Genomic DNA, 23,861 nt, shown 5'->3' on the forward strand with positions numbered 1-23,861 from the left:
TGTCGGGGAGATAACGCCTCCCTTCTGGTAGATAGATTGTCAAGTCTTTCGGTGCATCGCGGCATCACAAGAAGGTGTGCGGCCGAGACGTTGACTCTCGTCTTTATTTACCTACTAGTAGGAAGGCAATTACAAAGGAATCTGCCGATGCAAACTCAATCTTCCCCCCAGTCCGACTGGCTGAGATCCTATTATTTCATCCGTGCCGCCTTCTCCGTGATCTGGATTGCCGCCGCCATTCTCCTTGCCCGGCAGCCAAGCGCCGTGGCCTTTCTGCTGGTGATCTATCCCCTGTGGGATGCGCTGGCCAATCTGGTCGACACCAGGGTCAATGGCGGCCTGCAGGCCAACCCGTCTCAGACGTTGAATGTCGCCGTCAGCACCGTCACGGCCCTCGCCGTCGTCATCGCGCTCGGCCACAGCACCTACGCGGTCCTGACCGTGTTCGGGGCCTGGGCGATCCTTTCCGGCCTGTTGCAGCTCTATACCGGCGTCAGGCGCTGGCGCATCTACGGCGCCCAATGGGTCATGATCATGAGCGGCGCGCAATCGGCCCTTGCCGGCGGCTTCATGATCAGCCAGTCCTTTGCCGCCGCCGCGCCGAATATCCTCGATATCGTGCCCTATGCCGGGTTCGGCGCCTTCTACTTCCTGCTGTCCTCGGTCTGGCTCGTCGTCGCAGTCCGTCGCAAGGCACGTGCATAAACGGCCCCGGACACACGGCGGCAATCTCGGGGCATCCATCGCCACCGGCGGGGGTCGGGCACCAGCCACTCCCATGCTCTCGGCAGCACACGAGATTGGGGGAGACGCCCCCCTTCTTTCCGGCTATTAAGAGTGACCGCATATCCCGCCCACAGGCCCTGAGGTCACTCCATGGCTTTGAAAGTCCTCTTCATTGGCGGCACCGGCCAGATCTCCCATCCATGCGTCGAACGCGCCGTTGCCGAGGGCCATCATGTCAGCGTCTTCAATCGCGGCCTGAGAAGCACAGCCTTGCCTGACGGGGTAACCCCGATCGTCGGGGAACTCGGATCGAGCGCCTATGCCAATCTCGCCAAAGCGAACTATGATGTCGTCTGCCAGTTCATCGCCTTCACGCCAGATCAGGTGGCACGTGACATCGAGGTCTTCGCCGGAAATTGCCGCCAATATATCTTCATCTCATCGGCCTCGGTCTACGAAAAACCGCCGCGTCATTACGTGATCACCGAGAAGACCCCGGCGATCAATCCTTACTGGCCGTACAGCCAGGCCAAGATCGCCTGCGAGGAACTGCTCAGGAAATCCGGTGATCTTGCATGGACGATCGTCCGCCCCAGCCACACCGTCCGCACCGGCCTGCCGATCATGATGGGCGACAGCGACATCATGGCGAGGCGCATGCTGGACGGCGACCCCATCATCGTGGCCGGCGACGGCCACACTCCATGGACACTCACCCGCTCAGTCGATTTCGCGGTGCCTTTCATCGGCCTTTTCGGCAATCGCGCGGCGCTCCGTGAAATCTTCCACATCACCTCGGACCGCGCCCACATCTGGAACGATATCCAGAAGACCATCGCAAGATTGCTCGGCGTGGAGGCCAAGATCGTCCACGTGCCGACGGACACGCTGATCAAGTACAATCCGGATTGGATCGGCCCCCTCCTCGGCGACAAGGCTTGGACTGCGATCTTCGACAATTCGAAGGTCAAGCGCGTGGCTGGCGACTTTACCTGCGCCGAGAGCCTGGACGAAATCCTGGCCGACTCTATCATGCACCTCAAGCAGCGCCTGGCGAAGAGCCGCCCGCCGAAGGGGGAGCTGGATGCGTTGATTGATAGGATTTGCGCAGAGCAGAGTGCTCTTGGTTAGGTCTGCTCTTTAGGGCTGAGGCTCAAGGTCAGATAGAATTTAAGTCAGCATCTCCAAAAGGGCCGAGGGCGAACGGAGGAGGCCTCCCACCACGACCCCTACAAAACCAAGTGCCAACGCTCCCCAAGCCCGTGACTTTGCCAGCCGAAATAGGCACCTGCTGCGGTAGCTGTAACAGTGACCGAAATGTTCCACACGATCGCCACCAGTGACATCAACCGGGCCCACAGCTCATTGCTTCTTTTTCGTCACGGTAGAAATCATCCTCCAAGCCCTTGATGGGTCTGATATAATAATCAACCTTCCTTCCCACCAGATAGGCCCCCGCGCTAATTCAGGACATACGCTCAAGAAAGCTATCCCTGTTTTCAAGGCATCGGCTTCCAAGGCTGTCACGCGATAGCCCAACGTCTGTTTTAACGCGCGGCATTCTCCAACGCTTTTTATCAGGCGCGGCATCCTCCAACATCCCTCATCCTGAAGGCGCGCAGGCCAAAGGCCGGAGCCCGAAGACAGGGCGCAACCCTGCTTCTTGCCTACATCCGACACCGGCGCACCGCTCGCGCCTATTCTCGCCGCCGCGCCTCCACAGGAGCCTCCTGCCTGAAGCAGTCGAAAAAGCGCCCGCCATGCAGGGCAATTTCCCGATCGGCGAGAGCCAGGAACCGGGCGCCGTCACCCTGCACCGCCAGTCTGAACGCGGCATCGAAGTCTGCTGCCAGTTCCACATCGAGCTCCCGCAGGAGCCGCGGCGCCCACTTGCCGCGACCAGCCCATGCGCCGCGCCCGCGCAGCATCAAATCGGCGAGCTTCTGATAGAGAAGCGCGGCGATGGCGGCAATCTCTTCAGGCGGGCGGTGGCCGCGCAGGTCATCGGCGAGATCGGTGACCTGATAGCGCAGCATATCGTAGCTCGGGCCATCGAGAGGCTTCGGCCCTGCGGCAAGAACGCTCGCCGCCTTCGCCTGGATGAACCGCGCACGCTCGATGTCAGGCCCGACGATGCTGCCCGTCGCAACCATATGGACCATGATGGGACAGCCGCCCTCCGCATCCTGATGGAGATAAAACGCCAGCGTCTGCGGATCATGGACGAAGGCTTCGACCGGAAAACGGTCTTCGGTGAAGGATTCCCGCCAGGCCCGCTCGAGCGACGGAAATACAACGACGAGATCGATGTCCGAAAACTCGGTCCCCTCACCGCGCATGATGGAACCGGAAACATAGGCGAAGGCGGCCCCGGCATAACGGCTGGCCAGAGAGCGGCAGGCGGCGGCAAGCGTCCGCTCGGCAACAATTTGTTTCCCGATATCGTCCATGTTCTCGTCCTCGAATGCGGGAGACGAGCGGCAACAAAAAACCCGCTCGTTTCCGGCGGGTTGGTGTCTTCTGCGATGAACGGAATTCAGTTCACGCGTCTGCCACCCGCCGCCAAGCGGTGGTCGTAGACGTCGTGGAGACTGCGAAAATCCTGCTCATGAACGTAAGTTATCGCCCGCCGGCAACAGCGTCAATCCGCCAAGCACGCTTCCCCGCGACACTGTTTTCCGTCTAAGATGAGCCTAAGACTCGTTGAACAGGAAGCCCCGCCATGCCCCATCCCGCCACCGTCATTCCGCGTCCCGCACCGGTTTTGCTGCCGGTTGATGGCAGCGACGAGCGTTTTCCGGTGCGCCGCGTCTATTGCGTCGGGCGTAATTATGCCGACCATGCGATCGAGATGGGTCATGATCCGAGCCGCGAGCCGCCCTTCTTCTTCCAGAAGAACGCCGATAATCTGCTGCCGCCTGGCAATGCCTTCCCCTACCCGCCGCTGTCGAACGACGTGCATTACGAGGTGGAATGCGTGCTGGCGCTGAAATCGGGCGGTGCGAACATCCAGGCCGCGAATGCACTTGACTGCATCTACGGCTATGCCGTCGGCATCGATTTCACCCGCCGCGACCTGCAGGGCGAGGCCAAGAACCTCGGCCGTCCCTGGGAACTCGCCAAGGCCTTCGAACATTCCGCCCCCCTCTCGGCGATCGTGCCGGCGAGCCGCCTCGGCCATCCCGCCGACGGCCGGATCTGGCTGGAGCAGAACGGCAGGCGCGCCCAGGACGGCGACCTCAACCAGATGATCTGGAAGGTGCCGGAGATCATCGCCGAACTGTCGAAGCTCTTCGTGCTGGCGCCCGGAGACGTGATCATGACCGGCACGCCGGCCGGTGTCGGCGCGGTTGCCAGGGGCGACCGCATCACCTGCGGCATCGAGGGCGTCGCGATGCTCTCCGTCGACATTGTCTGAGGAGAGACCCATGCCCGTCTACGCCCTCGGCGGCCTGATGCCGAAACTGCCGCCCGCCGGCCTCCACTGGATCGCGCCGGATGCGCATGTGATCGGCGATATCGAACTCGGCGAGAATGTCGGTATCTGGTTCGGATCGGTGCTGCGCGGCGATAATGAGAAAATCACCATCGGCGCCGGCACCAATATCCAGGAAGGGGTGATGGCCCATACCGACATGGGCTTTCCGCTGACGACAGGCAAGGGCTGCACCATCGGCCACCACGCCATCCTCCACGGCTGCACGCTCGGCGACAACGTGCTGATCGGCATGGGTGCGACCATTCTCAACGGCGCCAAGATCGGCAACAGCTGCCTCGTCGGTGCCAATGCGCTGGTGACGGAGGGCAAGGAATTCCCTGACAACTCGTTAATCGTCGGCGCACCCGCCCGTGTGGTGCGGGTGCTTGACGAGGCGGCTGTCGCGGGTATTCGCCGCTCGGCGGAAAATTATGTGGCGAATTGGCAGCGGTTCGGGCGGGATCTCAGGTTGATTGCGTGATTGCCGGTGGCAGCCCTCGCGGCCCTCATCGGAAAGCAAGCCTAGCGGCTGGCTGGCAACCTCGGACTTCGCGCAGGCCCGGCCACACGGCATACTGATCAACCCTCATCCTCGGATGCGCAGGCGAAAGGGCCGGAGCCTCGAAGGACGAGGACCGGTCACAGGCTTGAAACCGCTCACCAAACACCGGGAATCCACCGCCAGCGCACCCGTTCCATATACTCCGCATATCCTTCAAGCCCCTTGCGCAACTCCGCCTCCTCTCCGAGCGTCCGGCCAAAGAGCACGACGACGAGCAGCCCCACGGGGATCAACGCATAGATCGACGCGAGTGACAGCGCTGTCCCGGCGGCGAGCAAAATGGCGGTTGCATAGCCGGGGTGGCGGATGACGGCGTAGGGGCCGCTGTCGATCACCTTGTGGTCGCGGTCGGTCTGGATGCGCACCGTCGGCTCGAAATGCCGGTTGACCGATTGTGCCCAGGTGAGGCCGAGATAGCCCGCGCTCATCACGAGATAGCCGAGGACAACGACCCACCAGGGTTGCGGCGCCCAGTGGAAACGGCCGTCATCGAACGCGCCGACCGGAAGAATGGCGGCAAAGAGAATGATCGTCAGCGTCGCGACCACGGCGTCCCAGCGCTTGGTTCCCTTCTGATATCGGCTACGCGCCGCAAACAACTCCGGATTCGTCCGCCAGATCCAGACGAGCGCGATTGCTGTCAGCGCCACGAAGAGGCCGAGAAAGATCCAGCCGCGCGGCCAGGCGAACGTGCCGGCGGGCCAGAACAGTGCGACAATCATCACTGCAACGGTTATCGCGAGCGATCCGAGCGACGGCGCCGCCGCAAACGAGCGACGCGGCCGGCTGTGTTCCTGCGTCATGACCGTTTTTCCGTTCCACCGGGCAAGCGCCTTCTGCTGTCGGCAGCGGCCGCAAAAGTCTGACTGTCCTACGCCTGATTTAGGAAGTGAAACGCGCGCAACAACCCGTGGCGAGACGGCAAATGAAACCGCCCCGATAACAGGCGTCATTGTTTCCGCAGTTGCGTGGCCGGAGACTGCCGTTGCGGCAGGATTGGATATTGCTGAAAAACGCCTATTCGGCCGCTTCCAAGAACTGGTTCTCGCCCGACGAAGCGGCAAGCGCCCGAACCTTGGCTTCCGTCTTGGCGATCAGCTGATAGAATTCGTCCTGTGCTTCCACATCCAGCTGAATGACGGCATTGACGTCATCAGGGGTATCGCAAACACAGGCAACCGCCGAAATTGGACAGATGCCGCCGGGATAACGCTTACCGGTCCCCGTGTAGGCACGACGGCCCCAGCGCTCGGAATACACCGTTTCCTCCCGATCGAGATGGAGGATCGTGCCTTTACAGGCGGTCACGATGGCCGCCTTGCCGTAGGCGAACCAATGATAATTCAGCTTCCGGAGAATATATTTGCCAGTGATGTCTTCGCCAGCCAGTTCGGCAGGGTCTTCTATCATTCGGATCATGAGAGCGTCCTCAACATGAGAGCAATATCCGTCATCTCTACTTGCCTCGCAAGTCGAAAAGTGCAGCTTTTGTAGTAGCTTAGTCACAAAGTGTTTCTGATTCTTACATCTTGCACGCGCCAGGCAGCTTGCTGGCCATGCAATCCATCGTCGAATTTCCTGCCTTTGCACCCGATTCCGCCTTTTCCAGCGGGCAGCCAAGCCGCCTTGCGTTTTCCCGTTGAGGCCCAATATATGAAACCTGGATCGGCCAATCAGCCGTCGGATGACGGCTCAACTGGTCCGCCGGTTCACACCAGCAGGAGTGCCCCATGGTCGAAGCCGTCAACCGCATCTCCTCCACGGCCGCGTCCGAGCCCACCAAGCTCGGCATCAGCACCTCGATCGGCTCGGAACCCGACAATGCCTGGGTTGCCGCCCGCCAGTCGCAGATCACGGCCGATCAGCACGCATCCAAGGGAGCCGCGGAGACGAATGGTGCGGGCACTCTTGTTCCGCATGCGGATCTGCTTGTCGACCACGAGGAGCATCCACGAAAGCAGCATGGGCATGCGCGATCGGGCGAAGGGGAAGATGCCGGCGAAGACGCGGAACAGCCGCTCCTGTCTGGTGAAAGCGAGCGGATCGGCACCCGCAATTTCGACGACGATACGCCTTTCGGCGAGCGCGTCGCCATCCTCTGACGAAGTCCCGCTCCGCCGTGTCACAGCCCGTCCACAAGCTGAGCCTCGATCGCCGCCTTGTCGATGACCGACCAGACCTCGATGATTTTTCTGCCGCGAAATTCGTAGATCACGTTTTCGGTAAAGGAAAGGTGCCTGCCGTTCACATCCAGCCCGAGAAATTTTCCTTTCGGCGAACAGTCGAAGCCCAGACGGCAGGCAACGTAAGGCGGATCGATAAGAAGCATTCGCACATTGAAAGAAAGATCGGGAATCAGATCGAAATCCCGCACCAGCATGGCGACATAGCCCGCAAGTCCAAGCCGCCGGCCATTATGGACCGCATCCTCGTCGACGAACTGGCCGAGATCGGGCCAGTCCTGGCGGTTCAGGCAGGCGATGTAGCCTCGGTAAAGATCGGCAAGTTCGGCTTTGGTCACGAACGAATTCCTTGCTCGGCTGAAGCATTCGGCAGCGGCGGCGAACGCGCCGACTCGCGGCTTTCAGCTCAGGAGAACTCGCCGGCGCGGGGACCGGCAAGCGTCACGCGCCAGCCTGTGCGCGACTGGAAATCCTGGGTGGCCAAAAACGTGTAACCCGTCGTGCGCCAGGGCTTCACGGTGCTGGTCAGATTGTCGAGCACATAATCGCCGCCGGCCGTGCGGGCAATCAGAACGACGTGGTTCTGATCATGCGGTCCGATCACCACGGAAAGCGCCAGCCTGTTCGATGGAAAACCCGCCTCGATCAAGTCCTTCATCTTCTGCAGCGCATAGTCCTCGCAGTCGCCACGGCCGGCAGCTGGCAGTGACCAGACATCCCCATTTCCGGATGACGAGCGATCTTCCGCCGAAACGATACGTCCGTTTACGGCACGATTGACCTTTTGAAGAAGCGCTATTCCCGCCTGCTCGTCCAACTGTTGCGCCACCGTCCTGCCGCACAGCCACTTGTACTTGGCGCAGGCCGCAGCGAATCCCACCGGTGCGCCGATGCTTCGCTTCACGGGCAGCGATGATCCCGCAACTGCCTGAAAATGCGGAACAATTACCAAAAATATCGCAAGAGAAAGGAGACGCTTCATGGCCGATTCCTTCTGTTCGTAACGGGAGAATATCACGACCAGTATAAAAATTTATTAAAATTTTATACTTGCGAATTTAACTCTATTTGGCGATAGAAACAGATTAACCATTGTTTATTCTTCATGTTAATCCCTTGTTAGTATAAGTCTTCTCCCCATTAACGGTTAATTAACCTTGGGAGACGAGTGAAATGATCAGCAGAGCAGCAAAATTCAGCCTCGCTGTGGCGTCCCTTCTGGCAAGCAGCAGCTTGGCGACGGCAGCCCCCACAGTCGTTAACTGCAAGGCCGCAGTCCGCGGCACCCTCGAATACAGGCTGTGCATGCCCACGCGGGCAATACAGACCGACAGCAAATTCGGTCCGAACGATAAGGATCGCAGCAGCCATGACGCCGGTGGCAAGAAGACTTCCAGCACCAGCTCGCACGCCATCAATGGCAACGGTGGCAATGGCGGGGACAGTAAAGACGTCGGCCAGAATGGCGGCAGCGGCGATCAAGGCGGCAGCGGCGACCAGGGCGGCAGCGGCGATCAGGGCGGCAGCGGCGACCATGGCGGTAGCGGAGATCAGGGCGGTACCGGCGATCAGGGCGGTAGCGGTGATCAGGGCGGTACCGGTGATCAGGGCGGCAGCGGCGACCAGGGCGGCAGCGGCGACCAGGGCGGCAGCGGCGATCAGGGCGGCAGCGGCGAGCAGGGCGGTGGCGGCGATCAGGGCGGCAGCGGCGATCAGGGCGGTGGCGGCGATCAGGGCGGTAGCGGTGATCAGGGCGGTAGCGGTGATCAGGGCGGCAGCGGTGACCAGGGCGGCAGCGGCGACCAGGGCGATAAGGGCGACAAGGGCGGCAAAGGCGACAAGGGCGACAAGGGCGACAAGGGCGACAAAGGCGACAAGGGCGGCAAGGGCGACAAGGGCGACAAGGGCGGCAAAGGCGACAAGGGCGGCAAAGGCGACAAGGGCGGCAAAGGCGACAAGGGCGGCAAAGGCGACAAGGGCGGCAAGGGCGACAAGGGCGACAAAGGCGACAAGGGCGGCAAGGACCACGATGATCACGGCCGCGGCAAAGGCGGGAAGGATCACGACCACGCCAAGGACGAACCCGGTAAGGGTGGAAAAGACCATCACGGCGGCAGCAAGGACGGGGAAGATCACGGCCACGGCAAGGGCGGCAACGACGACACGGGCAGCAGCGGCAATGGAGGTGCCGGCAAGGGCGGCAACGACGGCGCGGGCAGCAGCGGCAATGACGGTGCCGGCAAGGGCGGCAACGACGGCGCGGGCAGCAGCGGCAATGATGGTGCCGGCAAGGGCGGCAACGACGGCGCGGGCAGCAGCGGCAATGACGGCGCCGGCAAGGGCGGCAACGACGGCGCGGGCAGCAGCGGCAATGACGGCGCCGGCAAGGGCGGCAACGACGGCGCGGGCAGCAGCGGCAATGACGGCGCCGGCAAGGGCGGCAACGACGGCGCGGGCAGCAGCGGCAATGACGGCGCCGGCAAGGGCGGCAACGACGGCGCGGGCAGCAGCGGCAATGATGGTGCCGGCAAGGGCGGTTCCGGCAAAAACTGATCGGAACGATTGAGGCGGTTTGCCCGCGCCACTCCGCTGGCCGGCAGAGCGGGCGAACCCCTCTTTCCTGAGGCTCGCGCTTGTCGCGAGCATCTCCGTGCGGTCGCACCAAGCAGATCCTCGAAGCCAGCGCGAGGCTGACTCGGACGGAAAAAGGTTGTCAGCATGTGGAGGGCCGGTTTGCCGGCCTTATCCTTTTGAGCGCCCTGTTGTTTGCAACGGGACGGCTCCCCGTCTTACGCCGCGCAGGCCTCGCACAATCCGCGAATCTCGATCGTGGTCTTCTCGGGCTTGAACTTCTGCCCGCGCACCCAGCTCATCAGCCGGTGGTCGACCTCGTGATCGTGGAATTCCATCACCTGGCCACAGCTTTCGCAGATGGCAAAGGCGACGATGCCGTGGCTGTGGCAATTGTCGCCCGGATGGGCGCAGGCGACGAAGGAATTGATGCTTTCGAGCCGGTGCACGACACCATATTCGAGCAGCTTCTCCAGCGCCCGGTAGACCTGCAGCGGCGCGCGAAAACCATGGTCGCGCAGCTTGTCGAGGATGGTATAGGCGCTGAGCGGCCCCTCGGCCTTCTCAAGCACCTCGAAGACCAGCGACTGGTTCTTGGTGAGTTGCGGTGTTGTCATGAGCCTTGTCCTTGCGCGAGCGCGCGGCGCCTGACGGGAAGCAGGCTGAGAATGAAGAGGATCAGCGCCGCAACCACGATCGAAGGACCGGACGGCGTGTCGTAGGTCAGCGAGCCGAACAGCCCGCCAACGACGGCGGCCGCTCCGATCAGCGAGGCCAGCACAGCCATGATCTCCGGCGTGACCGAGAAGCGCCGCGCCGCCGCCGCCGGAATGATCAGCAGCGAGGTGATCAGCATGATGCCGACGATCTTCATGGCAATCGCGATGACGACGGCCATCAACAGCATGAAGAACAGCCGCGCCCGCTCGGGTCTCAGCCCCTCGGCCTCGGCAAGCTCGGCATTGACGGTGGCCGCGAGCAGCGGCCGCCAGAGCCAGGCGATCGCCGCCAGCACGAACAGCCCGCCGCCCCAGATCAGCGCAATATCGGTGGTGGACACGGCGAGGATATCGCCGAACAGGAAGGCGATGAGATCGATCCTGACCCAGCTCATGAAGGCGACCATGACGAGGCCGATCGCCAGCGTCGCATGCGAGAGGATGCCGAGCAGCGCATCGGCCGACAGCGCCTGGCGCTTCTGCAGGAAGAGCAGCAGCACCGAGACGAGCGCGGCGACAGCGAAGACGGCTAGCGTCAGGTTGAATTCGAAGAGCAGCGAAAGCGCGACGCCGAGCAGCGCCGAATGGGCGATCGTATCGCCGAAATAGGCCATGCGCCGCCAGATGATGAAGCAGCCGAGCGGCCCGGTCGTCAGCGCCAGCCCGACGCCGGCAAGGATGGCGCGCACGAAGAAATCGTCAAGCATGGCGGCCCTCCCCGCTGCGGGAATGGGCATGTTCATGAGCATGATCGTGCCCATGATGATCGCCATGAGCGTGGGCATGCGCATGCCCATGATCTTGGCCATGTGCATGCTCACGGGAATCGTGAGCGTGCTCATGCGCGTGATGTCCATCTTCGGGATGGCAATGGTCGGTCACTGAACCGTCCGCATGCAGCACGCGACCATCCGGCAGGTGTGTGTGGTCGTGATGATGGCTGTAGACGGCGAGCGTCTGAGCCGCCCGGCTGCCGAACAGGCGCACATATTCCGGGCTGCGGCTGACGGCCTCGGGCGTGCCGCGGCAGCAGACATGGCCGTTGAGGCAGATCACCGTATCGGTCTCGGCCATGACGACATGGAGATCGTGCGAGATCAGCAGGACGCCGCAGCCGCTGGCGTTGCGGATCGATTTGATGAGGTCGTAGAGCGCGATCTCGCCGGAGAAATCCACCCCCTGCACCGGCTCGTCGAGCACCAGCAGGTCAGGCTTGCGGGCAATCGCCCGGGCCATCAGCGCCCGCTGGAACTCACCGCCGGAAAGGTGCTGCACCTCGGCGCCAATCATGTGGGCAATGCCGGCGGCTTCGAGTGCGGCCTGTATGTCGCGCTCTGGCAGCGGCCCGGTCAGCGTCATCAGTCGGCGCACCGTCAGCGGCAGCGTCCAGTCGATCGAAAGCTTCTGCGGGACATAGCCTACCTTGAGGCCGGAGAGGCGCTCCACCCTGCCCTCGTCCGGCTTCAGCACACCGATTGCCGCCTTGGCGCTCGTCGATTTGCCCGAGCCGTTCGGCCCGATCAGCGTGACGATTTCGCCGCGCGAAACGGAAAATTCCACGCCGCGCACCAGCCAGCGGCCGCCGCGCAACACGCCGACATTTTCGAGCGAAACCAGCCGTTCGCCCTTGGTATTTGCGGGAGAGAGCATCAAATTTTCCGAAAGCGCTGTTGCATCCTGCTATTGCACACGTTATAGCATAACGCAATTGATGTAATAACATAACATTTGTAATTCAAGCGGAGCATATGATGAAACGCGCCTTGGGGCCTGCCCTGAAAACCCTGGCCCTCAGAATTTCGGCTGCCCTCGCCATCCCGGTCCTTGCGATCCCCGCCCTGCTCTTTGCCGGGACGATGCGGGCTGCCGATGCGCCCGTCGTCGTCACCTCGATCAAGCCGATCCACTCACTGGTTGCGGCGATCATGCAGGGCGTGCGCGAGCCGGAATTGATCGTCGATGGCGCCGCCTCCCCGCACACCTACAGCATGAAGCCCTCGAACGCGCGGACCTTGCAGGAGGCGAAGGTCGTCTTCTGGGTCGGCCCGAACCTGGAGGCTTTCCTGGAAAAGCCGCTCGAGACGCTGGGCTCGAACGCCAGTGTCGTCGAACTCGACAACGCTCCAGGACTGGCCAAGCTGCCCTTCCGCGAAGGCGGCGCCTTCGAGCCGCATGACGACGGGGACCAGGAAAGCGCCCCCGAGCATGCGGATGCCGCCGAAGATGACCATGGCCACGATCATGCGGCTGAGCCCGGACATGACAGTGGCCACGCGCATCACGATGATCATGAAGAGCATGAGCACGGCCACGGCGCCTTCGACACGCATCTCTGGCTCGACCCGATGAATGCCAAGGCGATGGCGACTGTCATCACCACGACACTGGTCGCCGCCGACCCCGCCAATGCACTGACCTATCAGGCCAATGCCAAGGCGCTTGACGATAAGCTGACGGCGCTGGACAAGGAGATCGCCGCCACCGTCGCCCCCGTCAAGGACAAGCCTTTCGTCGTCTTCCACGACGCCTACCAATATTTCGAGAACCGTTACGGCATCCGCGTCGCCGGCTCGATCACCGTCAGCCCGGAAACCATTCCCGGCGCCGAGCGCGTGTCGGAAATCCACCGCAAGGTCGGCGAACTCGGCGCAACCTGCGTCTTTGCCGAACCGCAATTCGAGCCGCGCCTCGTCAAGGTCGTCATCGAAGGCACGAGCGCCAAATCAGGTGTGCTCGATCCGGAAGCAGCGACCCTCAAGGCCGGCCCCGATCTCTACTTCACTCTCATGCGCGGCATTGCCGACAGCATGAAGGCCTGCCTCTCCAGCGCATGACATTCATGCGACGCGCGGGAGCGCCTTGATAAAAGGCCTCCCGGGGAGAGCTGAGGCGGAAAGAGGCGGATGACCCCGTTCCGCCTTTTTTCGTCGCCACATATGTAATGATATAACATCAAATATCGATCCGATGAGGTTCCCATGGACAACAGACTTCCGGTCACGGTGCTCTCCGGCTTTCTCGGCGCCGGCAAGACGACCCTGCTCAACCATGTGCTCGCCAATCGCGAGGGCCTGCGCGTCGCCGTGATCGTCAACGACATGAGCGAGGTGAACATCGACGCCGCACTGGTGCGCGATGGCGGCGCCAATCTCTCTCGCACGGAGGAACAGCTGGTCGAGATGACCAACGGCTGCATCTGCTGCACTCTGCGCGACGACCTGCTGAAGGAGGTGCGTCAGCTCGCAGATCAGGGCCGCTTTGATTACCTGCTGATCGAATCCACAGGCATCGCCGAACCCCTGCCCGTCGCCACCACCTTCGAATTCAGCGACGAGAACGGTGAAAGCCTGTCCGATGTCGCAAGGCTTGATACGATGGTGACCGTCGTCGATGCCGCCAATCTGCTGGCCGACTATGCCTCGGCCGATCTCCTCGCCGACCGCGGCGAAACCGCAGGCGACGGCGACAACAGGATGATCGTCGACCTGCTGGTCGAGCAGATCGAATTCGCCGATGTCGTGGTGCTGAACAAGATCGGCACGGCAAGCGACGAGCAGCGCGACGCCGCACGCAAGATCATCATCGGCCTCAATCCGGATGCGAAGCTGATCGAGGCGGATTTCGGCAAGGTGCCGCTCGCGGAGGTGCTTGGCACCGGCCGTTTCGACATCGAGAGGGCCGAGACCCATCCGCTCTGGTACAAGGAACTGCACGGCTTCAGGGATCACGTGCCGGAGACCGAGGAATACGGCATTCGCTCCTTCGTATATCGCGAGAAGCGGCCCTTCCATCCGGCAAGATTGCAGGCTTTTTTCGATCGGACATGGCCGGGCGTGGTGCGCGCCAAGGGCTTCTTCTGGCTGGCGACCCGACCGCACCATGTCGGCGAGATCAGTCAGGCCGGCGCGATCGTGCGCACCGGCAAGATGGGCCTGTGGTGGGCTTCCGTGCCGCGCGAACAATGGCCCGACGCGCCCGGTTTCCTCAGCGCCATCGGCCCCTATCTCGACCCCGTATGGGGCGACCGTCGCCAGGAAATCGTCTTCATCGGCGCCGACCCGATGGACGACGCGTGGATCAGCAGCGAACTCGACGCCTGTCTGGTGGAAAGTGATGCCTTCACACCTGAACGCTGGCGCAACCTGCCCGACCCCTTCGCCAGCTGGAGCCGGCAGGCGGCATGAAGGCGACAGCGATCAAACGATATCGCTGCGTCTGCGAGGAATGCGATCCGTTGCCGCCGGTCGAGGGGCTGCATCCGTCGACGCATGAGGGCGATGTGAAGGTTGATGCCGAAGAGACTGCTTGGCATCATCGCCGCTGTGCGCCGGAAGGTTTAGGGCAGGCGTCACCTCACCCACCCTCATCCCTGTGACGAGCACAGGAATGAGGAAGGCGGGGAGAGCGACTGTGCTTATCCCTTCACCGCCCTCATCCATTCCCAATCGGCGTTTTAGTTTAATTTTACACACTCCAGTGAACTGCCGTTCTTCCCGACACGACGCGATCGACGCATAGTCCCGAAGATCGGATTCGATTTTGTGCGGAATTGGGCGCAGATTCAAATAACGGAGCGCTGCTCCGCACCTTCGATCGAGCACCTGGGGCAATTGGATCCGTCGTCCGGGATCGCTCGCCTTAAAGATGATGGAGGAAATCATGCCCGGCATCAGCATGCGTTATATCGTTGACGACGTCGACGCCGCGTTGGAATTCTACACGCGGCATCTCGGCTTTTCGGTCGCGCTTCACCCGGCCCCGAGCTTCGCCATTCTGACGAGGGACGGTTTTCGTCTGCTCGTCAGCGGCACAACCGGACCGGGCGGAGCCTCCCAGGCGATGCCGGACGGACGATGGCCGGAGCCCGGTGGATGGAACCGCATCCAGATCGAAGTCGCCGACCTCGAAGCCGAAGTCACTAAACTGCGCCAGGCGGGCGCGCATTTTCGCAACGACATAGTCCAGGGCATCGGCGGCAAGCAGATCCTGCTGGAAGACCCGGCCGGAAACCCTGTCGAGCTCTTCGAAGCGCCAAAGCGATAAGCGCCGCGGCATCGCAAGAATGGCGGCCGCGCCTTGCCAGCTCTGTGCGAGCGTGTAGTTTCGGACTCGCATCAATTCAGGGGTAAGCAAAATATGTCCGAATCCGCGGGCGGGCTCTTCGACTTTGTCGGGATACTAGCCGTGTTCTTTCTCGTCGCTGCCAATGGCTTCTTCGTCGCCGCAGAATTCGCACTGGTTTCGATGAGGCGCAGCCGTGTTACCGAGCTTGTCGCGGCCGGTCGCATGAACGCCTCCGCTCTCCAGCGCGCCATCGACAATCTCGATGCTAATCTCGCCGCAACCCAGCTCGGCATCACCATCTCGTCGCTGGCTCTGGGCTGGGTAGGCGAGCCGGCGCTCGCCCATCTGATCGAACCGCTGCTCTCCTGGCTGCCTGAACCGTGGGCGACAACCGGCGCCCATACCGTCTCCATCGTCATCGCTTTCGTCATCATCACGGCGCTGCACATCGTGCTCGGCGAACTTGCGCCGAAAAGCCTGGCGCTGCAGCGCAGCGAGGCGACCTCGCTTGCCGTCGTGCGTCCACTCGGCCTCTTCCTGCTATTGTTCAAGCCGGCGATCTTCACCTTGAACAGTATGGGCAACCTTGTGCTGCGGGCGGTCGGCCTTCGCGCCGGAACCGGAGAATCCTCGTTCCACTCCCCGCAGGAGTTAAAGTTGCTGGTCGCCGAGAGCCAGGAGGCCGGTCTTCTGAACCAGGTGCAGCAGCAACTCGTCGAGCGGGTATTCAACATCGGCGACCGGCCGATCTCCGACATCATGACCCCGCGTCTCGACATCGAATGGTTTGATGCCGACGACAGCGAGGCGGAGATTCTGAAGACGATCCGAGAGTGCAGCCATGAGCAGTTGCTGGTCGCCCGCGGCTCGATCGACGAACCGATCGGCATGGTGTTGAAGAAGGATCTTCTCGATCAGGTCCTCGACGGCGGCAAGGTCAGGCCGCTGGAGGTGATCAAGCAGCCCCTGGTGCTGCACGAGGGTAGCAAGGTCGTGCGCGTCATCGACAGCTTCAAGGCGTCGCCCGTTCGCCTCGCCATCGTCGTCGACGAATATGGCAGTCTCGAAGGCATCGTCACCCAGACCGACCTGCTCGAAGCCATCGCCGGCGATCTGCCGGGCGCCGACGAGGAGCCCGACATTGTCGTGCGGGAAGACGGTTCGCTGCTGATTGACGCGATGATGCCGGCCTTCGACGCCTTCGAACGGCTGGGCCTCAAGGATCGCCCCGACGCCGATTTTCATACGCTGGCGGGCTTCGCGCTGCATCAGCTCCAGCATATCCCGGAAGCCGGCGAAACCTTCCTCTTCGAAGACTGGCGCTTTGAGGTGCTCGACATGGACGGCATGCGCATCGACAAGATGCTCGCAACCCGCGTTCCCGCCGAGGGAACAGAGGCCTGATCAGTTTATCGCCAGCGTCCAGAGCATGCCAGCGATCGCACAGCCGAAGAGCGTCGTGATAACCGAGGTCTTGAAGCGGAAAAGTGCGATGGCGGCGGCGACAGAGAGCGCGATCGCCGCCGGTACGGCAGATTGCAGCTGTGGAATATCGAGCCGCAGGTTTCCGAAACTGACCTGCGCGACTTCGGCAAACAGCGTATGCAGGCCGAACCAGATGGCGAGGTTGAGAATGACGCCGACCACCGCCGCCGTGATCGCCGACATTGCCCCGGCAAGCGCGACATTGCCGCGCAACTTTTCGATAAAGGGCGCACCAAGAAAGATCCAGAGGAAACAGGGCACGAAGGTTACCCATGTCGTCAGGATCGCAGCAAGGGTGGCGGCAAGCATCGGATCGAGCGAGCCGGGATTGCGAAAGGCGGCCATGAAGCCGACGAACTGGAGCACCATGATCAGCGGCCCCGGCGTCGTCTCGGCCATGCCGAGACCGTCCAGCATCTCGCCCGGCTTCAGCCAGCCGAAATGCTGCACGGCCTCCTGCGCGACATAGGCGAGCGCGGCATAGGCGCCGCCGAAGGTGACGACCGCCATCTTGCTGAAGAACAGGCCGATCTGGCTGAAGACGTCACCTGGGCCGAAGAACGCGTAAAGGGTGGCGACCGGCACCAGCCAGAGGGCGAGCAGTATAGCTGATATGCGCATCGACCAGGCGAGGTTGGCGCGCGCATGCGCCGGAATACCCTCACCTAGCGCCGATTCCGCATCCGACAGCATCGCGCCGCTTGCGGCCTTATGGCCGCCGCCCGCCTTGAAGGCGTCGAGACCGAGCCTGCCGCCGAAGAAACCGATGATTCCGGCGGCCAACACAATCAGCGGGAACGGCACGTGGAGGAAGAAGATGGCGACGAAGGCCGCGGCCGCCACGGCAAGCATGACGCGGTTCCTCAGCGCCCGGCTGCCGATGCGGATGACGGCCTGCACGACGACGGCAAGGACGGCCGCTTTCAGGCCGAAGAACAGGCCGGCGACGATGCCGACGCTGCCATAGGCCGCGTAGATGTAGCTGAGGCCGAGGATCGACAGGAAGCCCGGCAGCACGAAGAGCACGCCGGCAACGAGACCGCCCAATGTGCGGTGCATCAGCCAGCCGATATAGACAGCGAGCTGCTGCGCCTCGGGGCCAGGAAGCAGCATGCAATAATTCAGCGCATGCAGAAAGCGATGCTCGCCGATCCATCGCTTCTCGTCGACGATAATGCGGTGCATGGCGGCGATCTGGCCGGCCGGGCCGCCGAAGCTCAAGGCGGCGACGCGCAGCCACACCCGGAACGCCTCCCCAAACGAAACGCCGTGGTGATGCCCCTCGCCCGCGTCCTTCTTGCCCGCCTGTCCGGCGGGCGCATTCTCCGTCATGTCGACCATCTCATACTCTCTTTTTCGGCGCGGGCCAGTTGTGGGTCTCTTCGGTCGCATCGCGGCACCAGCGGAAGAAGGCATCGTAGAGAAGCATTCCGGCCTCGAGCTGCTCCAGATCGTCGGAATACATTCTCGAGAGGCCGAGCGAGGCGGCAAGCAGACCGGATGCCTCGGGCGCGAGATCGAGCCTGGCCGTATCCGCCGCCCTGACGATCCGCGCAAGGCGCAAGAGCGGTTCGGAGGCCAGGCCGAACTCCTCGACCATCACGTCGAAGGTGCAGAGCTCGCCACGATGGCTCCAGAACACGTCCTCGATATCGAAGGGCGCAGCCCCGAAGCGCTCGCCGACGGCGACAACTTCAGGCGCCGGCACGAACAGGAAGACGGCATTCGGATCGACGAAACGCCGAATCAGCCAGGGACAGGCAATGCGGTCGATTTTTGGCCGCGCCCGTGTCACCCAGACGGTGCGTCCCTGCCCGTCGCGACGCGGCAGCTTCGCCTCGGGCACGACGGGTCCCGCCGCGACCCAGGCTTCGAAGCCGCCTTCGAGGCTTTCCGCCTCGATCCCGGCATGCCTGAGATAGGCGGCGACACCATGGCTGAGTTTGGCGCCCCTGTGGCAGACCACGACGACGGCATCGGCATTGATGCTATCAGCCCAGGACGCAACCTCGGCGTGGTCGCGCCGGATCGAGCCCGGCACCAGGCGCGGATCGAGCCCGAAATCCTCGTCCGTGCGGACGTCGATGATGCAGGGCGCCCCAGGAGTACCAATGAGGCGGCTGAGCTTGTCGGGAGAAATTTCGAGAAATGACGGCATGACGCGTCCTCCGTTGATCGGGTTTACCGGACGCGATTCTTCAGCATGACGCCTCGTGGGGTGATCGCGACCCCAGATCCAAAGCATTGGCAAAGACACCCCGTCCTGTCAAGAACGACGCTTCCGCTGCGGTTATGCCCGTCTATACGGCGGCTGTGCTGTGCGTATGACAGCACGATCTCCTCAGGCGTCATCCCCGCAATTGCCTTTTGCTTTCCGCTCAAGAAGCCGCTCCAGGCTCAAAAATCCCGCCAACACAGGCACTTCGGCCCCAGAATGGAACAAAAGTCCCACTGATCCATTACTTCATCACCGAAAGAGGAGAAAGTACCATGACGTACGACCCCAATAATGCCAACGATCCGAACCGCCCGCTGAACCCGAACCTGGATCTGCGCACGACGCCGACGACGCGCAGCAGCAATACGTGGGTTGTTTGGGTTGCTGCATTGGCCGTGATCGCTGTTGCTGCATTCGCCTATTCGCAGTGGAGCAGCACACCTCCCGGCACTTCGCCGGATACGACAGCCTCCACGACCCAGTCCGAGCCGGCCCCGGCTAAGCCGATCGCTCCGACCGATAACAGCGCAACGCCTGCTCCGGCACCCGCACCGGCTACCCCGCCGGCCGCTCCTGCTCAGCAGTAACCGCTGCCGGTCGAAAGGAGCCGCGCTAGATACCTCCTTGGCGCGTCCGGCCAGGACACGCCAAGGAGGATCTATGCATCGAAGATGCGTATGATCCTAAGGTGACCGCAATCTCAGAGTGACGCGCGGGCACGAGCTTCTTTTGTGCGGCCGGCCCTTGAATAACCGCAATCGGCACTTATTTAGAGATTATTAAATTTGTCTCTGACGGCTGACCACGGATGTACTGGCAGCCGTCATTGAGACAGATCGAGGAAGGTCGGTGCGAGTTTCGCCCGGCCTTTTTTCTTGTTCTCGTCACCAACTCCGAACCAGTCCGGCTACCTGCCTTTATTGATTTCTTGCCGTCGGACCCTTAAGGCTCTGCCGGTCTGGAAAAGCGGTCTCGGCTACCGGAGGTCTTGTAACTGCCGCCGGAATGGCTCTCCATCGTGTCGACATCGCCGCCATCGGTCCGGACCGGGCCGGCGCTTTCGCAGGCTCGATTGGTCGAGCGACGCTGGGATTCAAAGGCTAGTTGGGGATTCTGTTATAGAAAGACTGAGGATCGTAGACGCACTCATGGTCGAGGAGGCAGATCTTGCCGTCTGCGTCTCTCACTCGCGCAGTGTCGTATTTGTCCCCCAGATTGCACCTCGCCGGCGGATAACGAAAGCTGCGGCCGCCGAATCCCATGCGCACGAAGACCCGCTTTTCCTGCTGAATGACGCGTCGGAGTTCCGCGCAGCTGTGGTCCCTGGCATTGACTTCCACCGTCTCGGCGGCAAAGGCTGCCGACGACAGCGATAACGCGACGGCCACGACGACACTTTTCATGGGTAACTCCTGAATGGGAGGGCTGAAGTAGGGCGCTCGGCCCAGAGGGCCAGTAGGGAATTTGCCTGCACCGCGTCGGAGCAGGAATTCCCGCCCGCTCTCATTCAAAGCGACCATCGCCTGACGTGTGGTGCCTAGTGATGCGATGCCCCTCCATCCGCAATCCATCTGTTGTTACCCTTATTGCCGCACGATCCGCACCGCAGCCTTGGCGTCGGCATGCCGATCATCGTACTGGCGCCGAACCGTCGCGCGAGCTCCGAATGGTCGATCCGGGCTTCGTGACAGCATGCCCACGCACCTCGCGCTGAGGCTCTCCCCTTTCTTGACCTCGGCCAATGTCAGCTGATCCCCGCCATAGGCCGTGGCCCTTCTCGCAGGTTTGGTCGAGCCCAGTCCTGAAGCCCCTCGTCGGCTGCCTTCGTTGACTGAGTAGCCGGCGTCGGCGCCAGACCTGACAAGGTCGATGCCCTTCTGGTGCTTCATGGTACAAGACGCTCTTTCTGAGCCTTCAAGCGGCGCACGATATTTTTCGACATCAGACTGCTGGCGATAAGGAGCTGATCTCTCAAGAAGTTGGCGTCGGCCAGCAGGTTGCGATAGTAGCGAGCGCATAGCTTTTATGTGCTCGCAAAATAGAGGCAGCCAGATCCACTTCTGAAGGTGGCCAACCGGTTACGGCGGCCCCGATGCTAAAGCCAGGCTGCTCTGACATGACATTTCCCTGGCATTGAGGCTCCGGGTTCAAGGAGTTTCGCTCCCATTTGTCAATGGTTCTCAAAGAGTTAAGACAGTTGCCGCATTGTCAGGGGAAATTGTAAAGCGAGGCGGGATCATAGACGCAGGCATAATCAAGGACGCACTGCCGCCCTTCAGCATCGCGGAAACTCGCCGTGCTGCGCTTGTCGCCCAGGCTGCATTGCGCCGGCGGATACCGAAAACTGCGCCCGCCAAAACCGACTCGAACGAAGACCTTCTTATTCTGACGGATGATCTGCGCAATCTCGCCGCAGCTATGTGCGCTCGCTTTGACTTCCATCACGCCGCCAGCAAGAGCCGGCGACGACAGCGACAAGGCAACGGCAAAGACGACGCTTTTCATGAAACCCTCCAGCTTCGGAGAAGAACATAGGGCAAGCGTGTCGGTGCAGCCAGTATCAACCAGATCTTCCGTTTCTGGAACGATTTCCATCAAACCGGAAGCCCGGTCCGAATTTAAAAATCTCGATCTTTTCAAGAAGATTGGTGGGTGATGTAGGGCTCGAACCTACGACCCGCTGATTAAGAGTCAGCTGCTCTACCAACTGAGCTAATCACCCGTTCGCGCTTGGCTGCGCGGTGTGACGGGGCGTATAAACAGGATCGGCAGGCTTGTCCAGCGCATCAGCGAAAATTCTTTGGTTAATCTCAAAGATTTTTCCGCAGCGCCGAAATGCGGCGCACAATCCTAAAAATCGGAAACGATCTCCGCGAGGGATGATGCGCCAATTCAAGGTGATAGAGCGTCCCGCCTGCCGGAGCGCGGCGCTCTCATAAACTCAAAGATCGAGTGTGCCACTCGCCAGTCGCACCGCCTGGCCGCCGATCCGCGCGTTGGAAATCGTCCCGCCTTCGACATCGATATGCAGGTGGATGAAGGACGGACGGCCCATCTCGACGCCCTGCTCGATCATGATCGGGTGGTGCCCGTCGGTCAGCCGGTCAAAATGGCGGATTGCGCCGGAGAGAGCGGCCGCCGCCGCCCCGGTGGCCGGATCCTCGACGATGCCCATGCCGCTGGCGAACATGCGCGCATGGAACTTCGCCACGTGGTTGACGCCGCCGCGGCAATAGACATAGGCCGAGGCCAGCGCGCCATCGACGAAGGGCACGATCTTTTCCCAAAGCTGCGGATCGAATTCCACCCGCTGCGCCGTGCCGACATCGTGCACCGGAATGAGCAGAAACGGAACGCCGGCGCTCCAGACCGACGGAACGTGGTTTTCGAAGCCGATTTCGGTGACCTTCAACGACAGCGCATCGGCAATACCGAGCTTGTCGAGCGGCATGACGGCCTGCTGCGATTTGCGCGGCAGGTCAAATTCGGCAAAGCTCGCCTCGCCCTGCCTCAGCCGCACGGCGCAACGCACCGGCCCGACATTTTCCTCAAGCACCATGACGAGATCGAGCGCCGCTGCGCCATGAGCCCGCTCGGCCAGCGCCACCGCCGTGCCGACTGTGGGATGACCGGCAAAGGGCAGCTCGCGGCCCGGCGTGAAGATTCTGAGCTTCGCCGCGTAGGCGGGATTGGTTGAAGGCTGCACGAAAACCGTTTCGGAGAGATTGATCTCCCGGGTGATCGCCTGCATCGCCTCGTCGCTGAGATTGTCGCCGTCGAAAACCACCGCCAGCGGATTGCCCGCAAGCTTTCGATCGGTGAACACGTCATAGACGCTGTAGCTTCGCGCCACATCGGCCTCCTTGAATCGATCGTCGCGCCGCCAACCTGCCCGACCATGCGACCGAGTGCAAGGCGCTAACTCGGGTAAGAACAACCCGTCTCCGGCACGAGACGTCGGCAGCCTGCAATTTGCGCGGGATCGTTAATGAAAATCGATTTTTTCTCGGAAGCGCTTGACGAGCGTGGTACCCCCGAAAGGGGCCTCGAAGGACGAGGGCGGCCTCCGATTGCCGCGCCCTATGCGCCACTCTTCCCGAAATACCAGTCAATCACCGGCAGCATGGCGATGTTATACGGATACGCGTCACGATCAGCCGAACGGATCGCCACCGCACCCGCGATCTCCTTGTCTTCGGCGACCAGCATGTGGGCCTCGATCCGATCGACCATCTCGTCTGCCGTCAGGTCGAAACGGAAGAGCCTCAGCAACGTCACCGTACGCCTGGCGTGGCTGGAAAAGAGCTGCTGCCCCGCCACCGAATCGGAAAGATTGAGGCCGGTTTCCTCGAGAACCTCGCGGCGCATATTGGCTTCGATGTCGCAGCGCCCGTTGAAGATATCCTCGGGTTCCAGCGAGCCGGCGGCGAAATAGACCTGGCCGGGATTGGCGGTGTGCGCACCCATGCGGATCGCAACCAGCGCGCCGTCGGAGCTTTCGAGCACGGGATAGGCGAAGATGTGCAGCCCGCCTTGGCGTTGGGGCTGGCGGCGCCAGTACATGAAGGCGGAAAAGGGCGTGACGTAGCCCTCACCCGAAATTCCTTCCTTACCGAGCGACAGCCGCTGCTGGAAAATCAGCCGCCCATCGAAGAGCGCCGGGTTGGCGGCGATCTCCCTCACCCAATTCTCGCGGATCGCCGTCTCCTCGGCGGCGACGAAAGGATGAGTGCCGGGCAGGACGCGGAGATCAACGCCGGCGATGGGGAAGACCGTGTTCTCCGGCGGCCAGCCGGCGAAATCATCGGGAAAATCGGCGTTCGGAAAATTTCTGCTCAAATTCGTTTTCATGTTC

General features: G+C 62.0%; 25 protein-coding genes and 1 tRNA gene. 10 read left to right on the forward strand and 16 right to left on the reverse strand.

The annotated features are described in order from the left end of the window. Nucleotides 1-147 precede the first annotated feature (147 nt). Both NL154_RS12600 and NL154_RS12605 read left to right on the forward strand, forming a co-directional pair. A complete protein-coding gene (locus tag NL154_RS12600) occupies nucleotides 148-705 on the forward strand; it encodes a DUF308 domain-containing protein (protein ID WP_210630823.1) in 558 nt (185 codons plus the stop codon). A 171-nt stretch (nucleotides 706-876) separates the two neighbouring features. Then, nucleotides 877-1,857, forward strand: coding sequence for an SDR family oxidoreductase (locus NL154_RS12605; protein WP_210630822.1), 981 nt, complete (start codon nucleotides 877-879; stop codon nucleotides 1,855-1,857). Between the two features lie 566 nt (nucleotides 1,858-2,423). Here NL154_RS12605 and NL154_RS12610 read toward each other — a convergent pair. After that, nucleotides 2,424-3,176: a nucleotidyltransferase domain-containing protein gene (locus NL154_RS12610; RefSeq protein WP_221153461.1), complete on the reverse strand. Its 753-nt coding sequence runs from the start codon at nucleotides 3,174-3,176 to the stop codon at nucleotides 2,424-2,426. Between the two features lie 272 nt (nucleotides 3,177-3,448). Between NL154_RS12610 and NL154_RS12615 the strand changes: the two genes are divergently transcribed. Together NL154_RS12615 and NL154_RS12620 are read left to right on the forward strand one after the other, a co-directional pair. After that, complete coding sequence (locus NL154_RS12615) at nucleotides 3,449-4,144, forward strand: fumarylacetoacetate hydrolase family protein (protein ID WP_434732756.1); 696 nt, start codon at nucleotides 3,449-3,451, stop codon at nucleotides 4,142-4,144. A gap of 10 nt (nucleotides 4,145-4,154) precedes the next feature. Then, the gene (locus tag NL154_RS12620) at nucleotides 4,155-4,685 is read left to right on the forward strand and encodes a gamma carbonic anhydrase family protein (protein ID WP_434732757.1); all 531 of its coding nucleotides are present in this window, start codon (nucleotides 4,155-4,157) and stop codon (nucleotides 4,683-4,685) included. Nucleotides 4,686-4,861: 176 nt separating this feature from the next. Here NL154_RS12620 and NL154_RS12625 read toward each other — a convergent pair whose 3' ends face one another. Beyond that, nucleotides 4,862-5,569, reverse strand: a complete 708-nt coding sequence (locus tag NL154_RS12625) for a methyltransferase family protein (protein ID WP_210630818.1) — start codon at nucleotides 5,567-5,569, stop codon at nucleotides 4,862-4,864. A gap of 214 nt (nucleotides 5,570-5,783) precedes the next feature. Further along, on the reverse strand, nucleotides 5,784-6,185 hold the full coding sequence (locus tag NL154_RS12630) for a hypothetical protein (RefSeq protein ID WP_210630817.1): 402 nt from the start codon (nucleotides 6,183-6,185) through the stop codon (nucleotides 5,784-5,786). Nucleotides 6,186-6,496: 311 nt separating this feature from the next. Here NL154_RS12630 and NL154_RS12635 point away from each other — a divergent pair, with 311 nt between their 5' ends. Continuing rightward, nucleotides 6,497-6,868 (forward strand): hypothetical protein, encoded by a 372-nt coding sequence (locus tag NL154_RS12635; protein WP_434732758.1) that lies wholly within the window; start codon nucleotides 6,497-6,499, stop codon nucleotides 6,866-6,868. Between the two features lie 20 nt (nucleotides 6,869-6,888). On the opposite strand, the gene NL154_RS12640 is transcribed toward NL154_RS12635, so the two are convergent. The 6 genes from NL154_RS12640 to NL154_RS12665 form a co-directional block, all read right to left on the reverse strand. After that, nucleotides 6,889-7,287, reverse strand: coding sequence for an ester cyclase (locus tag NL154_RS12640; RefSeq protein ID WP_221153458.1), 399 nt, complete (start codon nucleotides 7,285-7,287; stop codon nucleotides 6,889-6,891). A gap of 68 nt (nucleotides 7,288-7,355) precedes the next feature. Further along, nucleotides 7,356-7,931 (reverse strand): transglutaminase-like cysteine peptidase, encoded by a 576-nt coding sequence (locus NL154_RS12645; RefSeq protein ID WP_434732759.1) that lies wholly within the window; start codon nucleotides 7,929-7,931, stop codon nucleotides 7,356-7,358. A 158-nt stretch (nucleotides 7,932-8,089) separates the two neighbouring features. Beyond that, entirely contained in the window at nucleotides 8,090-9,595 is a 1,506-nt protein-coding gene (locus tag NL154_RS12650) for a hypothetical protein (protein ID WP_434732760.1), read from the reverse strand. A gap of 143 nt (nucleotides 9,596-9,738) precedes the next feature. Beyond that, nucleotides 9,739-10,137, reverse strand: coding sequence for a Fur family transcriptional regulator (locus NL154_RS12655; RefSeq protein WP_064803581.1), 399 nt, complete (start codon nucleotides 10,135-10,137; stop codon nucleotides 9,739-9,741). Beyond that, nucleotides 10,134-10,946 carry an iron chelate uptake ABC transporter family permease subunit gene (locus NL154_RS12660; protein WP_210630811.1) on the reverse strand — a complete coding sequence of 271 codons (813 nt, stop codon included), beginning with the start codon at nucleotides 10,944-10,946 and terminating at the stop codon, nucleotides 10,134-10,136. The genes NL154_RS12655 and NL154_RS12660 overlap by 4 nt, the downstream gene beginning before the upstream one ends. Next, the gene (locus NL154_RS12665) at nucleotides 10,939-11,889 is read right to left on the reverse strand and encodes an ATP-binding cassette domain-containing protein (RefSeq protein ID WP_210630810.1); all 951 of its coding nucleotides are present in this window, start codon (nucleotides 11,887-11,889) and stop codon (nucleotides 10,939-10,941) included. Before NL154_RS12665 ends, NL154_RS12660 begins: the two co-directional genes overlap by 8 nt. Nucleotides 11,890-11,990: 101 nt before the next feature. Between NL154_RS12665 and znuA the strand changes: the two genes are divergently transcribed. From znuA to NL154_RS12685, 4 genes are all read left to right on the forward strand, one after another. Next, nucleotides 11,991-13,073: a zinc ABC transporter substrate-binding protein ZnuA gene (gene znuA, locus NL154_RS12670; RefSeq protein ID WP_434732761.1), complete on the forward strand. Its 1,083-nt coding sequence runs from the start codon at nucleotides 11,991-11,993 to the stop codon at nucleotides 13,071-13,073. A 144-nt stretch (nucleotides 13,074-13,217) separates the two neighbouring features. Beyond that, on the forward strand, nucleotides 13,218-14,423 hold the full coding sequence (gene zigA / locus NL154_RS12675) for a zinc metallochaperone GTPase ZigA (protein WP_210630791.1): 1,206 nt from the start codon (nucleotides 13,218-13,220) through the stop codon (nucleotides 14,421-14,423). A 475-nt stretch (nucleotides 14,424-14,898) separates the two neighbouring features. After that, nucleotides 14,899-15,282, forward strand: coding sequence for a VOC family protein (locus NL154_RS12680; RefSeq protein ID WP_210630789.1), 384 nt, complete (start codon nucleotides 14,899-14,901; stop codon nucleotides 15,280-15,282). A gap of 93 nt (nucleotides 15,283-15,375) precedes the next feature. Further along, nucleotides 15,376-16,707: a hemolysin family protein gene (locus tag NL154_RS12685; protein WP_434732762.1), complete on the forward strand. Its 1,332-nt coding sequence runs from the start codon at nucleotides 15,376-15,378 to the stop codon at nucleotides 16,705-16,707. Here the strand turns inward: NL154_RS12685 and chrA are convergent, their stop codons facing one another. Both chrA and NL154_RS12695 read right to left on the reverse strand, forming a co-directional pair. Further along, on the reverse strand, nucleotides 16,708-18,129 hold the full coding sequence (chrA, locus tag NL154_RS12690) for a chromate efflux transporter (protein WP_434732763.1): 1,422 nt from the start codon (nucleotides 18,127-18,129) through the stop codon (nucleotides 16,708-16,710). Nucleotide 18,130: 1 nt separating this feature from the next. Then, nucleotides 18,131-18,946: a chromate resistance protein ChrB domain-containing protein gene (locus NL154_RS12695; protein ID WP_210630785.1), complete on the reverse strand. Its 816-nt coding sequence runs from the start codon at nucleotides 18,944-18,946 to the stop codon at nucleotides 18,131-18,133. Nucleotides 18,947-19,278: 332 nt separating this feature from the next. Between NL154_RS12695 and NL154_RS12700 the strand changes: the two genes are divergently transcribed. Continuing rightward, nucleotides 19,279-19,593, forward strand: coding sequence for a hypothetical protein (locus tag NL154_RS12700; protein ID WP_221145435.1), 315 nt, complete (start codon nucleotides 19,279-19,281; stop codon nucleotides 19,591-19,593). Between the two features lie 513 nt (nucleotides 19,594-20,106). On the opposite strand, the gene NL154_RS12705 is transcribed toward NL154_RS12700, so the two are convergent. The 5 genes from NL154_RS12705 to NL154_RS12725 form a co-directional block, all read right to left on the reverse strand. Next, complete coding sequence (locus tag NL154_RS12705) at nucleotides 20,107-20,409, reverse strand: acid shock protein (RefSeq protein WP_210630781.1); 303 nt, start codon at nucleotides 20,407-20,409, stop codon at nucleotides 20,107-20,109. A gap of 805 nt (nucleotides 20,410-21,214) precedes the next feature. Next, nucleotides 21,215-21,511 (reverse strand): hypothetical protein, encoded by a 297-nt coding sequence (locus NL154_RS12710; RefSeq protein ID WP_210631595.1) that lies wholly within the window; start codon nucleotides 21,509-21,511, stop codon nucleotides 21,215-21,217. A 141-nt stretch (nucleotides 21,512-21,652) separates the two neighbouring features. Next, nucleotides 21,653-21,728 (reverse strand) — tRNA-Lys (locus tag NL154_RS12715). Nucleotides 21,729-21,947: 219 nt separating this feature from the next. Continuing rightward, entirely contained in the window at nucleotides 21,948-22,859 is a 912-nt protein-coding gene (locus tag NL154_RS12720) for a PhzF family phenazine biosynthesis protein (RefSeq protein ID WP_210630779.1), read from the reverse strand. 227 nt (nucleotides 22,860-23,086) lie between these two features. Further along, nucleotides 23,087-23,857: an NUDIX hydrolase gene (locus tag NL154_RS12725; protein WP_434732764.1), complete on the reverse strand. Its 771-nt coding sequence runs from the start codon at nucleotides 23,855-23,857 to the stop codon at nucleotides 23,087-23,089. Between the last annotated feature and the right edge of the window lie 4 nt (nucleotides 23,858-23,861).

The organism is Rhizobium sp. YTUHZ044 (genome assembly GCF_051123975.1).
Lineage (GTDB): Bacteria > Pseudomonadota > Alphaproteobacteria > Rhizobiales > Rhizobiaceae > Rhizobium.

Excerpts from the sequence above, each read along its gene's own strand:
- chrA (WP_434732763.1), bottom strand. The coding sequence starts at position 18,129 with ATGGTCGACATGACGGAGAATGCGCCCGCCGGACAGGCGGGCAAGAAG.
- NL154_RS12700 (WP_221145435.1), top strand. The coding sequence starts at position 19,279 with ATGACGTACGACCCCAATAATGCCAACGATCCGAACCGCCCGCTGAAC.
- NL154_RS12635 (WP_434732758.1), top strand. The coding sequence starts at position 6,497 with ATGGTCGAAGCCGTCAACCGCATCTCCTCCACGGCCGCGTCCGAGCCC.
- NL154_RS12605 (WP_210630822.1), top strand. The coding sequence starts at position 877 with ATGGCTTTGAAAGTCCTCTTCATTGGCGGCACCGGCCAGATCTCCCAT.
- NL154_RS12645 (WP_434732759.1), bottom strand. The coding sequence starts at position 7,931 with ATGAAGCGTCTCCTTTCTCTTGCGATATTTTTGGTAATTGTTCCGCAT.
- zigA (WP_210630791.1), top strand. The coding sequence starts at position 13,218 with ATGGACAACAGACTTCCGGTCACGGTGCTCTCCGGCTTTCTCGGCGCC.
- znuA (WP_434732761.1), top strand. The coding sequence starts at position 11,991 with ATGAAACGCGCCTTGGGGCCTGCCCTGAAAACCCTGGCCCTCAGAATT.
- NL154_RS12705 (WP_210630781.1), bottom strand. The coding sequence starts at position 20,409 with ATGAAAAGTGTCGTCGTGGCCGTCGCGTTATCGCTGTCGTCGGCAGCC.
- NL154_RS12600 (WP_210630823.1), top strand. The coding sequence starts at position 148 with ATGCAAACTCAATCTTCCCCCCAGTCCGACTGGCTGAGATCCTATTAT.
- NL154_RS12650 (WP_434732760.1), bottom strand. The coding sequence starts at position 9,595 with ATGCTCGCGACAAGCGCGAGCCTCAGGAAAGAGGGGTTCGCCCGCTCT.
- NL154_RS12620 (WP_434732757.1), top strand. The coding sequence starts at position 4,155 with ATGCCCGTCTACGCCCTCGGCGGCCTGATGCCGAAACTGCCGCCCGCC.
- NL154_RS12630 (WP_210630817.1), bottom strand. The coding sequence starts at position 6,185 with ATGATCCGAATGATAGAAGACCCTGCCGAACTGGCTGGCGAAGACATC.
- NL154_RS12665 (WP_210630810.1), bottom strand. The coding sequence starts at position 11,889 with ATGCTCTCTCCCGCAAATACCAAGGGCGAACGGCTGGTTTCGCTCGAA.
- NL154_RS12610 (WP_221153461.1), bottom strand. The coding sequence starts at position 3,176 with ATGGACGATATCGGGAAACAAATTGTTGCCGAGCGGACGCTTGCCGCC.
- NL154_RS12710 (WP_210631595.1), bottom strand. The coding sequence starts at position 21,511 with ATGAAAAGCGTCGTCTTTGCCGTTGCCTTGTCGCTGTCGTCGCCGGCT.
- NL154_RS12655 (WP_064803581.1), bottom strand. The coding sequence starts at position 10,137 with ATGACAACACCGCAACTCACCAAGAACCAGTCGCTGGTCTTCGAGGTG.
- NL154_RS12695 (WP_210630785.1), bottom strand. The coding sequence starts at position 18,946 with ATGCCGTCATTTCTCGAAATTTCTCCCGACAAGCTCAGCCGCCTCATT.
- NL154_RS12680 (WP_210630789.1), top strand. The coding sequence starts at position 14,899 with ATGCCCGGCATCAGCATGCGTTATATCGTTGACGACGTCGACGCCGCG.
- NL154_RS12725 (WP_434732764.1), bottom strand. The coding sequence starts at position 23,857 with ATGAAAACGAATTTGAGCAGAAATTTTCCGAACGCCGATTTTCCCGAT.
- NL154_RS12625 (WP_210630818.1), bottom strand. The coding sequence starts at position 5,569 with ATGACGCAGGAACACAGCCGGCCGCGTCGCTCGTTTGCGGCGGCGCCG.
- NL154_RS12685 (WP_434732762.1), top strand. The coding sequence starts at position 15,376 with ATGTCCGAATCCGCGGGCGGGCTCTTCGACTTTGTCGGGATACTAGCC.
- NL154_RS12660 (WP_210630811.1), bottom strand. The coding sequence starts at position 10,946 with ATGCTTGACGATTTCTTCGTGCGCGCCATCCTTGCCGGCGTCGGGCTG.
- NL154_RS12615 (WP_434732756.1), top strand. The coding sequence starts at position 3,449 with ATGCCCCATCCCGCCACCGTCATTCCGCGTCCCGCACCGGTTTTGCTG.